Source organism: Planococcus sp. FY231025 (genome assembly GCF_052078085.1).
Taxonomy (GTDB): domain Bacteria; phylum Bacillota; class Bacilli; order Bacillales_A; family Planococcaceae; genus Planococcus.
Genome location: NZ_JBQJJG010000008.1, coordinates 1 through 14,205 on the forward strand (window position 1 = coordinate 1; position 14,205 = coordinate 14,205).

Genomic DNA, 14,205 nt, shown 5'->3' on the forward strand with positions numbered 1-14,205 from the left:
GAGATAAGAATACTAATCCTGCTTTGGCCTGCTGGGAACAAGCCGCTGACTTCAGGATCCGCAACGGAAGGCGGCGACTCCTGCGGGATAGCGAAGTGCCGAAATCCACTCGGACGCTAGTCCGAGTTAGTTCGGCGCGAGCCCGCGGAAAGCGTCCGCCTGAAGTGGAGGATCCAACACAGCTTCCATTTGTTTTATTCATCGAATTGAAAAATTATTCTTTTGTCTACAAGCTCAAGCATCTTTTGCAAGATGCTTGTCGATTCTCATAAATATTCTTCGAAACGTTTCTCCAGGTAATTCTGAAGAATCGTCATCAGGGAACAAACTGCCCAATAGATAAGCGAGACCAGAATCAGCAGCGTCAGCAAATCGTACTCGCGGGCGCCGACGATGCGTGCTTTCTGGAACACTTCCGGCACCGTGATCATCGCGGCGAGTGAAGAAGCCTTGATCAGGTCCAGGTAGACGTTCGACAGCGGCGGGATGGCGATGCGGACCGACTGCGGCAGGATGATGCGGCGCATGGTCTGCCAATAGGACATGCCGAGCGCGCGCGAAGATTCCCATTGCCCTTTATCGACCGAGGCGAGCGAAGAACGGAACACTTCAGCGATATAAGCGGCGCTATTGATGGTGAAGCCGATCAATGCTGCCTGCAGGGCAGTGAATTCCACACCGATTACAGGGAGGGCAAAGTACAATAGGAAGAGAATGACCAAGATGGGAACGCCGCGCATAAAGGATATATACAGGCGTGCCGGCCATTCGATAACTTTGTAAGGTGCTGTCCGTGCAAGGGAAAGGAAAAAACCGATCAGCAGCCCGAACACCATGCTTGCAACGGAAATAAGCAGTGTATAACCGATGCCGCCAAGAACGTATGGAAGGGAATCGATGGCTAGTTGCGGATCGAAAAGCAGCCCCCATTCTATGTCACTCATTATAAAACCTCCAATATGGCTTACTCAATATCCGGCTTCACAGAAACGTCCGCTCCGGCAAAGAATTGGGCGGAAATCTCGGAAATGGTGCCATCTTCGAGCATTTCCTCCAATGCAGCATTAACGTTTTCTGCAAGTTCCGTATTGTCTTTATTCATCACGAGGCCGACTTCTGATGGGCTGTACTTGATGTCCGGGTGGATCGTAATGTTCAAATCAGGAAAAGCAGCGACGCCAAAAGTCGATAAATAATAATCATTCAAGATGACATCTGTCCGTCCGATGGATACATCCCGCAAATAAATTTCATTTGTCGCGTTGTCATACGTCACTTCTTCCGCACCGTAGTCACGTGCAATTTCCATATAAATCGAGGTGGATGCCCCTGCTGCTTTTTTGCCTTTGATATCCTCCAGGGTCTGGATGCCGGAAAGGTCATCTTTGCGAACAACGGCTGTCCCGTAGGAATATTTGATCGGTGTTGAGAAGATGAAGTTGTCGAGGCGGTCTTCTGTAATTTCGATATCGTTAGCTGCGATGTCAATCTGTCCGGTGTTAACGCTGGTCAGCATTTCATCAAAGCCCAGTTCTTTGAATTCGATGTCCAATTCGAGCCGCTCGCCGAGTTCACGGACGACTTCGACTTCAAAGCCCGTCAGTTCGTCCGAGTCGGGATCGCGGAACGACGTTGCCAGAAGTGTACCCGAAGTGGCGACCGTCAATGAACCCTGTTCCTGGATTTCATCCCAGGCAGTTTTGGTTTCGGCGTTGTCCTCAGATCCACTGCCTGAATTTCCGCAGCCACCCAATAAAACCAGAGATGCAGCACCTGCGGCCATGAGCCATTTCGGCTTGTATGATAAATTAATCATGATGTAAGAGCCTCCTAAAAGTTAAGTCCTTTAAAAAGATAGCATTTAGTTCGCATGGAAGCAATGCCGCCCAGTACTGTATTTTCAATATTATTATTATGTTAACTTTAAGGAGGGTCCTCATTATATTGAATAGAAAGGATCCTTTTTTTGATGGGGAATAATAGTAAAAAGGGCTGCCGCCGAAAGCCTTTTTCTGGCTTTTCAGGGACAGCCCCTTAAAATTCATTTTTTCAATTTGATGACCAGATCTTCGTCCGGCGTGACAAAAACGGTTTTCTGTTCGAAGTAGATGACAAAGCCAGGCTTTGCACCGTTGGGCTTCTTCACTTGGCGGACTTCCGTATAGTCGACTGGCACCGAGCTCGATTCGCGCGCTTTGCTGAAATAAGCGGCGATGGTGGCAGCTTCCAAAATCGAGGTTTCGTCCGGTTCCTCGGCATGGATGATGACGTGGGATCCCGGAATTTCTTTCGTATGGAGCCATGTATCGGATTTGGCAGCGACTTTGAAAGTCACATAATCGTTCTGCTTGTTGTTTTTGCCGACTGAAATCGGGATGCCTGTACTTGAAACATAGGATTCTACGGCTGGTTTCACCGGTTTTTTCTTTTTCTTCGATTTCTGGGCTTTCATGAATCCTTGCTCTGCCAGCTCTTCGCGGATTTCCTCGATGTCCGCGAGGCCGGCTTGCTGGACTTGCTGCATGAGCGTCTCGAAATATTCGATGTCTTCATTTGTCTTCTCGATCTGTTCCTGCGTTTTGACCAATGCGGTTTTCGCTTTTTGGTAGCGCGAGTAGTACTTTTGCGAATTCTCGATTGGCGTTTTCCGCGGATCAAGCGCAATCGTCACTTTTTCATCGTTATAGTAATTGTCGGCTTCGATCTCCTTCATCCCTTTGGTGATGCGGTGGAGGTTCGCCATGATCAGTTCGCCGTTTAGCTGGAGCTGGTCGCGCTTCTCCGCTTGGTCTTGCTCTTTTTGGAGCTTTTTCAGTTTTGATTTCAGCTTGGCGATTTCATTCTGCAGCCAACGCTCCAGATCGCCGGCCTGCTGCTTGACCCGGTCGCGTTCGGCTTTCGCATAATACATGCGGTCCAGAAGTTCGCCGAGCGTCGGGAAGGAAAGCCCTTCGACGCCCAGATGCGTCAGCGGTACGGCCGAGAAATAACTTTTGCCGTCCAGTTCGGCGTAATAGCCGGCAGGCTCTGGATTCAGGAATTCGTGCAGGAAGCGGCGGGCAGCTTCCTGCTGGTTTTCCGAATCTGCCATTCGATGGGCGAGCTCTTTGGCAAGGAGCGGGGAGAATCCGGCATATGTACTGAGCAGCTCCTTTTCGTCTAAGCCCGCCAGTTTTTCAGGTGCTGCAAACGGATCTTCTTTTTCCTGGGACGGAGGGAATACATATGGCTGGCCAGGAAGCACTGTCCGGAACGAGTTGACGCTCGGCGGCAGATGCTTGAGGCTGTCCAAGATCATCATGCGCTCCGCATCCACCAGGATGACGTTCGAATGCCGGCCCATCATCTCGACATGCAGTTCCCGCTCGATATCGTCGCCGATTTCGTTTTTGCTTTTGATCTTCAGGATGATCAGCCTGTCCAGGCCGTGCTGTTCGACGCCGGTGATGATGCCGCCTTCGATATGCTTGCGCAGCAGCATGCAGAACATCGGCGGTTCCGACGGATTGGTGTTCGCCATTCCCGTCAAGTGGATCCGGGAATAAGACGGGTGGATCGAAATCAATAATTTATGGTTTTTTCCTTGTGCGCGAATCTGCAATAATAGTTCAAGCTGGTTGGGCTGATGAACTTTTGAAATCCTGCCTGACACGAGCCCTTGGAGCTCCGTAGTCATCGCTTTTGTAAATAATCCATCAAATGCCATCAAAAATCCCTCTTTCAAATCGTTTTGTTCCATCTTATCATTTTCACAGTGTATTATGATATAATAAGACAGTTAGATAGAAAACGAAGATCAACGATCAGTTTTAGGTGGCGGTGATGTCTGTGAAAAAATCGGCGAATTTTGTTTCTTTAGGCGGTGGCAATGCCGTATCGGTGAATCGGATCGTTTCGATTGTGACACCAGATTCCGCGCCCTCCAAACGGCTGGTCCAAGAAGCCCGCAGCAAAGGCTTGCTTGTGGATGCGACAGGCGGAAAGAAAACCAAATCCATTTTGGTCATGGACAGCGACCATGTGGTGATTTCTGCGATATCGGCTGAAACAGTCATTGCGCGGGCAGAAGAAAATGACGACGGAATGAATGAGGGATAAAATGAGAAAACAACGCGGACTGCTGATTGTATTATCAGGGCCTTCGGGTGTCGGCAAGGGCACTGTCAGAAAAGAGCTGTTCTCGCAGCCAGATACGAATTATGAATACTCCATTTCAATGACCACCCGCGCTCCGCGCGAAGGGGAAGTGGATGAAGTCGATTATTTTTTCAAGACACGCAGTGAATTCGAAGAATTGATTGACCAGGGGCAATTGCTTGAGTATGCCGAGTTTGTCGGGAATTATTACGGCACGCCGCTAGAATATGTCAATAAGATGCGCGATGCCGGCCGTGATGTCTTCCTTGAAATCGAAGTGCAGGGGGCAGCCCAGGTGCGTTCGAAAGTACCGGACGGCCTGTTCATCTTCCTGGCGCCTCCAAGCCTGACAGAGCTTGAGGACCGGCTGGTCGGGCGCGGCACCGAGTCGGATGAAGTGATTGCTTCCCGCCTTGCCGCAGCCCGGCAGGAATTGGAAATGATGAATTTATATGATTATGTTGTCGTCAATGACGAAGTTGAAAAAGCGTGCGACCGCATTAATGCGATCATCATCGCTGAACATTGCAAGCGTGAACGTGTAGAGCAACGATATCTTGATATGCTAAAGGAGAATGCCTGATGTTATACCCATCCGTTGATAAATTGAAAAGCCAGATCGATTCGAAATACTCTTTGGTGGCGCTCGCTTCCAAGCGCGCACGCCAATTGCACGAACATGGCGACGAGAAGTTGGATTCTTATGTTTCCCATAAATCGGTAGGGAAAGCGCTTGAAGAAGTGGCTGCCGGGGCATTGAAGATCGAACAGCAAGACGAATTCGCAATTTACGAAGATGAAATTTAACCATTAATCGCAACCGACGACTCCCAGAGCAAATATGTTCTTTGGGAGTTTGTTGTTTAGAAAGGGTGTTTACGTTGTTGGCGAATCGGAAAATCCTATTGTGTGTTAGCGGCGGCATCGCCGTTTATAAAGCGGTAGCGCTGGTCAGCAAACTGTCTCAGGCCGGAGCTGTGGTCAAAGTGATCATGACCGAATCGGCACGCCAGTTTGTCCAGCCGTTGTCTTTCCAAGTGATGTCGAGAAACGACGTCTATTTTGATACGTTTGACGAAAAAGACTCATCAGTCATTGCCCATATCGATTTGGCCGATTGGGCCGATCTTGTAATTGTGGCTCCTGCGACCGCGAACGTCATCGGCAAACTGGCCAATGGCATCGGCGATGATATGGTGACCACGACCTTGCTGGCAGCAACAGCGCCGATTTGGGTGGCGCCGGCGATGAATGTCCATATGTACGACCATCCGGCAGTCAAGCGCAATATCCAACAGCTCCATGAGGACGGCATCCAGTTTATTGAGCCATCCGAAGGCTTTTTGGCATGCGGCTATGTCGGTAAAGGCCGGCTGGAAGAACCGGAAAAAATCACGGGGCTCGTCACCGATTATTTTTCCCGCCCGAAACTGTTGGCTGGAAAAAAAGTCGTTGTAACGGCAGGGCCGACGCGGGAACGGATTGATCCTGTGCGGTTTTTGACGAATTTTTCAAGCGGGAAGATGGGCTATGCCATGGCACAGGCGGCAGCCCAAATGGGAGCGGAAACGATTCTGATCAGCGGGCCGGTTTCATTGCCCGTCCCTAGAGGCGTAAAACGGATCGGGGTCGAAAGTGCGGAAGAGATGCTTCAGGCCGTAAAAGCGGAATATGCGGATGCGGATGTCGTGATCAAGTCTGCTGCGGTTGCCGATTACCGCCCGGTGCATGCAGAGACGCAGAAAATGAAGAAAAAAGAAGGCGGTGCCGTCATCGAACTTGAACGCACCGTCGACATCCTGCAGACGCTCGGCCGGGAAAAACAGCAGCAATTGCTGATCGGCTTCGCGGCAGAGACGAATGACGTCGCCCATTACGCTAAAGACAAACTCGAACGGAAAAATGCCGATTATATCATTGCGAACGATGTGAGCGAAGCCCAAGCCGGCTTTGATTCGGATACGAACCGCGTGACGCTTTTCGGGGCAGGCGGTTTTGAACAGGCTTTCGGCATGATGCCGAAAGAGGAGCTGGCGCGCCGTTTGCTGGCAGCGATAATGGAAAGGGAAATGCGCTATGATCGCTGAAGTGATTGTTGACGTTGCCGCCCATCCCATTGACCGCCCATTCGACTATGCTGTACCGAAAGAGCTGGAAGTGCTTGTGGAGCCGGGCATGCGGGTCAAAGTGCCTTTCGGCAACCGCAAAGTGCTCGGTTTTGTGACGGATATTAAAGAAACATCCGAATTCGATCCATCCCGCTTGAAGCCGATCCATGAATTGATGGATGTCGTGCCGGTTTTGAACGATGAATTGCTGGCGATGGCCAAGTGGATGAAAAAGCAGACCGTCTGTTTTGAAATCGATGCCCTGCAAGTGATGATTCCTTCCGCCCTTCGGGCGAAATATGAAAAACGTTTTGTCCTGAATGCGCCTTTGGAAGAGATTCCGGAGCCGCTACGGGTTTATTTCGGCAACCGTCCGTTTGTGCGCGCGCAGGACGCCGTAGAAGTTTATGCTTTGCTGAAAAAAGAATTAGAGCGCGGCACGGTCGTTGCGGATACCGACATTTCCCAGCAGACCGCCGTCAAAAAGGTGCGGATGATCCATATTGCCGATTCGCTGGAACAGCTTGAAGCGATCGACATCCGTCCGAATGCCAAGCAGCAGATCAAGCTGATGGAATTTTTCAAGGAGCATATTGGACAGGCGATCGAGTCTTCCGACTTGCAGCGCGCAGCCGATACGACGCTTCCGACCATCTACGGTTTAGCGGATAAAGGGGCTGCAGTTATCCGCAATGAAGAATCCTACCGCGATCCCAAACTGCTTGCGGAAATCGAGCGGAAAGGGTTCCTGCAATTGACCCAAGCCCAACAAACGGCTTTTGATGCAATCCGCGGAGCGCTCCATACGCCGAAGACTTTCCTGCTCCACGGCATCACAGGCAGCGGGAAAACCGAAATTTATCTGCAGGCCATCGACGAGGTGCTGAAAGAAGGCAAAGAAGCGATCATGCTTGTGCCGGAAATCTCGCTGACGCCGCAGATGACGCTGCGCTTCAAGGAACGGTTCGGCGATCTGGTGGCCGTCCTGCACAGCGGTTTGTCTGCCGGGGAGAAATACGATGAGTGGCGGAAGATCCAGCGAGCGGAAGTGAAAGTGGTCGTCGGTGCACGTTCGGCGATCTTTGCGCCGTTTGAGAACCTTGGATTGATTATTCTCGATGAAGAGCATGAATCAAGCTATAAACAGGACGATTCGCCGCGCTACCATGCACGCGACGTCGCCATCTGGCGTGCCGGGCAGCACAATTGCCCGGTCATCCTGGGCAGTGCGACGCCGTCCCTTGAATCCTACGCACGGGCGCAAAAAGGCGTCTATGAACTGCTGGTGCTGGAAAAACGCGCGAAAAACCAGCCGCTGCCGACGGTCCACATCGTCGACATGCGAGAGGAATTGCGAAACGGCAACCGGTCGATGTTCTCGATTCCGCTCGCAGAAGCGATACGGGAGCGCCTGGAGCGCAAAGAGCAAGTGGTTTTATTCCTCAACAAGCGAGGCTACTCGTCATTTGTCCTTTGCCGCGACTGCGGGACGGTCATGCAATGTCCGAACTGCGACATATCGCTCACCTATCACCGGTCGAGCGAATTGATGAAGTGCCATTATTGCGGCTATGATGAACCTGTGCCGCATACATGCCCCGAATGCCAAAGCGAACACATCCGGTTTTTCGGGACCGGGACGCAGAAAGTAGAAGAAGAACTGGCGAAACTGGTTCCCGGCGCCCGCGTGCTGCGCATGGACGTCGATACGACGCGCAATAAAGGCGCACATGAGAAAATCCTGTCGGCATTCGGCGAAGGCAAAGCAGATATTCTGCTGGGCACCCAAATGATCGCCAAAGGGCTCGATTTTCCGAATATCACATTGGTCGGCGTCCTGTCTGCGGACACGACACTCCACCTGCCCGACTTCCGGGCGGCAGAGAAGACCTACCAATTGCTGACGCAGGTCAGCGGGCGCGCAGGGCGGGACAAATTGCCCGGCGAGGTGTACGTCCAGTCTTATACGCCTGAACACTATGCAATCACTCTAGCGAAAGACCAACTATACGAGCCGTTTTATGACCAGGAGATGGCAATGCGCCGAGCGAGCGGCTATCCGCCGTATTATTACGTCGTCAATATCCAGTTTACCCATGAGGATTTGATGACGGTCGCCGGGTATGCGGAACAAACCGTCCGTTTCCTGCAGGGGCAGCTCGCTGGAAGCACAATCATCATCGGGCCATCCGCTTCGCTGATCGCCCGTGTGAACAATAGATATCGCTATCAATGTTTGATAAAATACAAAAAAGAACCGAAATTGGCCGATGTCATGCAGCAATTGATCAAAATCCACCGTTCCGAGTGGATCAAAAAAGGCGCCACGCTATCGATTGATATGAACCCGACATCGGTGATGTAAAAAGAAAAGAGGAACCCCAAATGACCATCCTAGAAATCGTAAAGCATCCGAATCCGATTTTGGAGCAGAAATGTGAAACCGTAACAAAGTTCGATAAAAAACTAAGCAAATTGCTTGATGATATGCATGAGACGATGCTGGAAAATGACGGCGTCGGCATAGCTGCCCCGCAGGTCAATGTTGGGCTGCGCGTAGCCATCGTTGATTTCAACGAAGGCCAGGAGCCGATTGAAATGGTCAATCCCGAATTGGCGCTTTTCGAAGGGCTCGATACCGATATCGAAGGCTGCTTGAGTTTCCCCGGCATTTTCGGCGAAGTCGAACGTCCGGACCATATCAAGATCAAGGCACAGGAACGCGACGGCTCATGGTATGAGCTTGAAGCGGAAGGCTACGAAGCGCGGGCGATCCTGCACGAAATGGATCATTTGGACGGCATCCTGTTCACCAGCAAAATCTCCAAATACGTGACTCAGGAAGAGCTGGACGCCATGATTGCAGAAGCTGAGGCTGCTGAAACAGAGGAGGAACAAGTTTGACGAAAATCGTTTTTATGGGGACGCCTGCCTTTTCGGCGCCGATTCTGCGCATGCTGGCGGAAGAAGGCTATGACATCGTATCCGTTGTGACACAGCCGGACCGCCCAGTTGGCCGCAAAAAAGTGCTGACGGCGACCCCTGTCAAAGAAGAGGCGCTGCGCCTCGGCTTGCTGGTTTACCAGCCGGAAAAACTGAAAAATCCGGAAGAGCTCCAGCATGTGCTGGACCTTTCGCCGGACTTGATCATTACAGCGGCGTTCGGCCAGATTTTGCCGAGCGAAGTGCTGCAAGCGCCGAAACTTGGTGCGATTAACGTCCATGCTTCGCTGCTGCCGGAATACCGGGGCGGTGCCCCGATCCATCAGGCGATCATCGACGGCAAGGAAGAAACCGGCGTTACGATCATGTACATGGTGGACCGTCTGGATGCAGGTGATATCATTTCACAAAAAGCGATTCCGATCGAAAGAGAAGACCACACCGGCTCCATGTTCGAGAAATTGAGTGTGGTCGGTATGGAGCTGCTGCGGGAAACATTGCCTTCTATAATAGAAGGAACGAATCCGCGTACGCCGCAGGATGAAGAACGAGTCACCTATGCCCGCAATATTTCGCGCGAACAGGAAAGAATCGACTGGTCGAAATCTGCAGAAGCGATCTATAACCAAGTCCGGGGACTGCATCCGTGGCCTGTAGCGTTCACCACATTCAATGACCAGAATATGAAAATTTGGTGGACTGAACCCGCTGCCTCGCGTAAATCCGGGTGTCCGGGTGAAGTGCTCGAGCTGACGGATAACGCCATTCTAGTTCAGACGGGCGAAGGGGTTTTGGCCATTACGGATCTGCAGCCGGCCGGCAAAAAGCGCATGAGTGCCGCCGATTATCTAAAAGGACCTAAAATCCAGGCAGGAGACGTATTCGAATGAAAAACAAAAAATTGCAAGGCAATGTACGGGATGCGGCTTTTTCGATCCTATGGGCTGTGGAAAACAACCAGGCATACAGCAATCTCTTGCTGAACCAGACAATCCAGAGCTACGGCATCGCAGATAAGAACAAAGGATTGCTGACGGAAATCACCTACGGGACACTCCAGCATCAGATGACCCTCGATTTTTACCTCGAACCTTATTTGAAAGGCAAAATCGAGCCATGGGTGAAAACCTTGCTGCGGCTTTCACTTTACCAAATTGTTTACCTTGACCGGATTCCGGCACATGCAGTGGTCCACGAAGCGGTGGAAATCGCCAAACGCCGCGGTCACGGCGGTGTCGCATCGGTAGTGAACGGCGTCTTGCGCTCCATCCAGCGGAACGGCGTCCGCTCCTACAATACCATCAGCGATCCGTATGAAAAAGTGGCGATCGAGACGAGCCATCCGGTCTGGATGATCAAACGCTGGGCCGAGCAATTCGGGCTGGAGAAAACACGTGAAATGGCACTTGAAAACAATAAAGCGCCTTCCCAGACAGTACGCGTCAATACGGTGCAGGCAACACCCGAAGAAGTGATCGAAATGCTCGAATCAGAGGGCCTCCATGCGGTACAGAGCAAGCTGGTGCCGGAATGCCTCATCGTCACAGAAGGGCAGCCGGTAAGGACGGCGACGTTTGAAAAAGGATTTATCACGATACAGGATGAAAGTTCGATGCTGCCTGCTTATGCATTGCAGGTGGAGCCGGATATGGACGTCCTGGATATGTGTGCGGCGCCTGGCGGAAAAACAACGCATATCGCCGAAAAAATGGAGAACCGAGGGAATCTATTCGCGATGGACCTTCATAAGCATAAAATCAAGCTGATTGATGAAACGGCGAAACGGCTCGGCCACACGGTCATCCAAACGGAAGCCGGAGACGGCAAAAAAAGTGTGGAGCGGTTCGGCGAGGAAAAATTCGACCGCATCCTGGTTGATGCCCCTTGCAGCGGGCTCGGCGTCATCAAACGGAAGCCTGATATCAAATATACGAAAAAAGAAGAGGATTTCGCGCGGCTGCAGGAAATCCAGCTGGAACTGCTGGACCAGGCGGCCCGATTGCTGAAGGCTGATGGCATCATGGTCTACAGCACGTGTACTGTGGATTCTACGGAAAACCGCGGCACTGCCGAGCGCTTCTTGAAGGACCACCCGGAAATGGAGAAAATCGAAGTTTCCCTGCCGGAAGAGCTGGGCTTGAAAAACACCGGCTTTGTCCAGGTATTCCCGCAGGACTTTGGGGGCGACGGATTTTTCATTTCCGCTTTCCGCAAAAAGCGCATGGCATGATAAGAGAATGGCAAGATCAGTTAAGGAATGGGGTGCCTGAAGTTGGTGCAATATGTCTTGGAAAGTGATACTGGAAAAAAAAGAAAAATCAATGAGGACCGTGTAGCGGTCCTGAAACGTCCGGAAGGCCTGCTGCTGGCATTGGTCGCTGATGGAATGGGCGGCCACAACGCAGGCGACGTGGCGAGCCAGATGACAGTGGACACCTTGGGGAAGCTTTTTCTTGAGGAAAATCCGGAATCATTCTTGACGGTCGACCAGAAAAAATCCTGGCTTTCGCTGAATGTCCAGAACGTCAACCGGCTGGTTTATGATTATTCAGAGCAGAATCCCGGCTGCAAAGGCATGGGCACGACGTTGATTGCAGCTTTGATTGAAGCCGGCGACTGTGTCATGTGCCATATCGGCGACAGCCGCGCCTATGTCATCAACGGCTCGATCGAGCAATTGACGCGGGACCATTCCTATGTCAATGTGCTGGTGGACAGCGGCGAAATCAGCCAGGAAGAAGCCGAGGACCATCCGAAGAAAAACTGGATCGTCAAAGCGCTCGGCACCGATCCGGTCATCGATGGGGAGATCCTCCATTTCTCCACAGAAAGCCTATCGTTCATGCTGATCTGTTCGGACGGCCTGAGCAATAAAATCACAAAAGAAGAACTTTCCTCCATCATTCTTTCGGAATCACCGCTGACCCAAAAAGGGGCAGAACTGGTCAAGCTGGCGAACGACATGGGAGGAGAGGACAATATCTCATTCGTTCTTCTATCTTTGAAGGATGAGGAGGTGTAGGCATGCTGATCGGCAAAAGCATAAATGGCCGCTATAAGATTCTGGAATTGATCGGCGGGGGCGGGATGTCCAATGTCTACCTGGCCCATGACATGATCTTGGACCGCGACATCGCCATCAAAGTCCTGCGTTATGATTTCTCGAACGAAGAAGAACTGCGCCGGCGGTTCCAGCGCGAGGCCCTGTCGACGACGAGCCTTGCCCATCCGAACATCGTCAACATTTTCGATGTCGGGGAAGAAGGTTCGATCCACTACCTCGTAATGGAATACGTGCCCGGCAAAACACTGAAAGAATACATAATCGACCACTCACCCGTGCCGCCGGAACAGGCGGTCAAGATTATGAAACAGTTGGCATCGGCTTTGGCGCACGCCCACCAGAACCAGATTGTCCACCGGGACATCAAGCCGCAGAATATCCTCATGGATGCGGACGGCAATGTCAAAATCACGGATTTCGGCATCGCCATGGCGCTCAGTGCCACGTCCTATACGCAGACCAATTCGGTCCTCGGCACAGTCCATTATTTGTCGCCGGAACAAGCACGGGGCGGTGCTGCCAATAAGAAATCCGACATCTATTCGCTTGGCATTGTCATGTTCGAATTGCTGACGGGCCGGCTGCCTTTTTCCGGCGAATCGGCTGTATCGATTGCACTGAAGCATTTGCAGACGGAAACGCCGTCGCTGCGTGAAATTGTGCCTTCATTGCCGCAGAGCCTTGAGAACGTCGTGCTGAAAGCGACGGCCAAAAATCCGCAGCACCGCTATCAGTCGGCGGATGAACTGGAAGAGGATCTGGCGACCGTATTGCTGCCGGAGCGGCTTAACGAACCGAAATTTGCGGTGCCGCATGATGACGACGCGACAAAAGCGATGCCGGTGATCAAAGATCCGAAAGTATTTGCGAATGTAGAAGAAACGAAAATGATCCCTCCTGCTGCGGGAGATGCAGATGTGAAAGTGGCGAAGCCTGCCGGACCCGTCAAGAAAAAGAAGCGGAAAATGCCATGGGCAGTCGGCATCATCGGATTTCTTGTCCTCGCCGGGCTGGTGGCAGCAATCGCCTTTCCGGATCTTTTCGGCCCGCGCCTTGTAGCCGTGCCGGATGTTTCGGGCATGGAACGGAACGAAGCGGCCGAAGAATTGCAGGCGGCAGGGTTTGTGGTCGGCGAAGAGGAAGAGCAGCCGTCTGAAGAAGTGGAAGAAGGGCGGATCATCCGGACGATTCCCGAAGCGGACAAGATGCGGGAACGGGAAACCGAAATCCAGCTGTTCGTCAGCAGCGGGAAGGAATCGGTCGAATTCCAGGATTACGTAGGCCGGGACATCGAACAGACGCTAGCGCTGCTAGATGAAGGCAATTACAAATCAGTGAACCAGACTGAGGAATTCTCCGATGAGCCTGAAGGGACGATCCTGGAGCAGGAGCCGGAAGCTGGAGAAGAAGTCATCGCATCTGAAACGGATGTAGAACTCATCGTCAGCAAAGGGAAAGATATGCGGGCAGTGGAAAGCCTTGCCGGCTTTTCGGAAGCGGATCTGAACCAATACGCCCGCACTTCCGGCTTCAACATCCGCATCATCGGTGAAGAAGCTTCGGACAGCGCAGCGGAAGGCACAGTCCTTACCCAGAATCCGCCTGCAGGCGGCCAGCTTGAGGCAGGAAGCACGATTGAAGTGGTCTTGTCTTCAGGGAAAGCGCCGCTGCCGCTGAAGACGTATATCCATACGGTGGAAATTCCTTATGAAGCCGCGGAACCGCCGGCTGAAGGCGAAGAGCCGGCTCCGCAGACAATCCAGATTTATGTCCAGGATAACGACGATACAATGGTGGAACCGGTAGAGGAATTTACGATCACCGGGGATGAATCACGGAAACTGGAACTGCAGATTGCCGAAGGCGGCAGTGCGACTTACCGGATCGTCCGGAATTCACAAGTGATCCTCGAAGAGACCATTCCTTACGACAACGTCGAATAATTACTAGAAA

General features: G+C 52.0%; 14 protein-coding genes. 11 read left to right on the forward strand and 3 right to left on the reverse strand.

The window, feature by feature from the left end:
- A partial coding sequence (locus ACTL32_RS11705) for a hypothetical protein (protein WP_441341672.1) occupies positions 1-272 on the forward strand: 272 nt, incomplete at its 5' end.
- Here ACTL32_RS11705 and ACTL32_RS11710 read toward each other — a convergent pair.
- The 3 genes from ACTL32_RS11710 to ACTL32_RS11720 form a co-directional block, all read right to left on the reverse strand.
- On the reverse strand, positions 267-944 hold the full coding sequence (locus tag ACTL32_RS11710) for an amino acid ABC transporter permease (RefSeq protein WP_441341673.1): 678 nt from the start codon (positions 942-944) through the stop codon (positions 267-269). The genes ACTL32_RS11705 and ACTL32_RS11710 overlap by 6 nt on opposite strands.
- A 20-nt stretch (positions 945-964) precedes the next feature.
- Positions 965-1,816 (reverse strand): transporter substrate-binding domain-containing protein, encoded by an 852-nt coding sequence (locus tag ACTL32_RS11715; protein WP_441341674.1) that lies wholly within the window; start codon positions 1,814-1,816, stop codon positions 965-967.
- A gap of 225 nt (positions 1,817-2,041) precedes the next feature.
- Positions 2,042-3,706 (reverse strand): Rqc2 family fibronectin-binding protein, encoded by a 1,665-nt coding sequence (locus ACTL32_RS11720; RefSeq protein ID WP_441341675.1) that lies wholly within the window; start codon positions 3,704-3,706, stop codon positions 2,042-2,044.
- Positions 3,707-3,822: 116 nt separating this feature from the next.
- On the opposite strand from ACTL32_RS11720, the gene ACTL32_RS11725 reads away from it, so the two are divergent.
- From ACTL32_RS11725 to pknB, 10 genes are all read left to right on the forward strand, one after another.
- Positions 3,823-4,098: a DUF370 domain-containing protein gene (locus tag ACTL32_RS11725; RefSeq protein ID WP_441341676.1), complete on the forward strand. Its 276-nt coding sequence runs from the start codon at positions 3,823-3,825 to the stop codon at positions 4,096-4,098.
- A gap of 1 nt (position 4,099) precedes the next feature.
- Entirely contained in the window at positions 4,100-4,720 is a 621-nt protein-coding gene (gene gmk / locus ACTL32_RS11730; protein ID WP_204892541.1) for a guanylate kinase, read from the forward strand.
- Positions 4,720-4,944, forward strand: a complete 225-nt coding sequence (gene rpoZ / locus ACTL32_RS11735) for a DNA-directed RNA polymerase subunit omega (RefSeq protein ID WP_441341677.1) — start codon at positions 4,720-4,722, stop codon at positions 4,942-4,944. Before gmk ends, rpoZ begins: the two co-directional genes overlap by 1 nt.
- 74 nt (positions 4,945-5,018) lie before the next feature.
- Entirely contained in the window at positions 5,019-6,224 is a 1,206-nt protein-coding gene (coaBC, locus tag ACTL32_RS11740) for a bifunctional phosphopantothenoylcysteine decarboxylase/phosphopantothenate--cysteine ligase CoaBC (RefSeq protein ID WP_441341678.1), read from the forward strand.
- A complete protein-coding gene (priA, locus tag ACTL32_RS11745; protein WP_441341679.1) occupies positions 6,214-8,610 on the forward strand; it encodes a primosomal protein N' in 2,397 nt (798 codons plus the stop codon). The genes coaBC and priA overlap by 11 nt, the downstream gene beginning before the upstream one ends.
- A 20-nt stretch (positions 8,611-8,630) precedes the next feature.
- Positions 8,631-9,149 (forward strand): peptide deformylase, encoded by a 519-nt coding sequence (gene def / locus ACTL32_RS11750; protein ID WP_441341680.1) that lies wholly within the window; start codon positions 8,631-8,633, stop codon positions 9,147-9,149.
- Complete coding sequence (fmt, locus tag ACTL32_RS11755; RefSeq protein WP_441341681.1) at positions 9,146-10,078, forward strand: methionyl-tRNA formyltransferase; 933 nt, start codon at positions 9,146-9,148, stop codon at positions 10,076-10,078. The genes def and fmt overlap by 4 nt, the downstream gene beginning before the upstream one ends.
- Positions 10,075-11,418 (forward strand): 16S rRNA (cytosine(967)-C(5))-methyltransferase RsmB, encoded by a 1,344-nt coding sequence (gene rsmB / locus ACTL32_RS11760; RefSeq protein WP_441341682.1) that lies wholly within the window; start codon positions 10,075-10,077, stop codon positions 11,416-11,418. Before fmt ends, rsmB begins: the two co-directional genes overlap by 4 nt.
- Before the next feature lie 45 nt (positions 11,419-11,463).
- A complete protein-coding gene (locus ACTL32_RS11765; RefSeq protein ID WP_441341977.1) occupies positions 11,464-12,210 on the forward strand; it encodes a Stp1/IreP family PP2C-type Ser/Thr phosphatase in 747 nt (248 codons plus the stop codon).
- 2 nt (positions 12,211-12,212) lie between these two features.
- Positions 12,213-14,195, forward strand: a complete 1,983-nt coding sequence (gene pknB, locus ACTL32_RS11770; protein ID WP_441341683.1) for a Stk1 family PASTA domain-containing Ser/Thr kinase — start codon at positions 12,213-12,215, stop codon at positions 14,193-14,195.
- Positions 14,196-14,205: the final 10 nt, after the last annotated feature.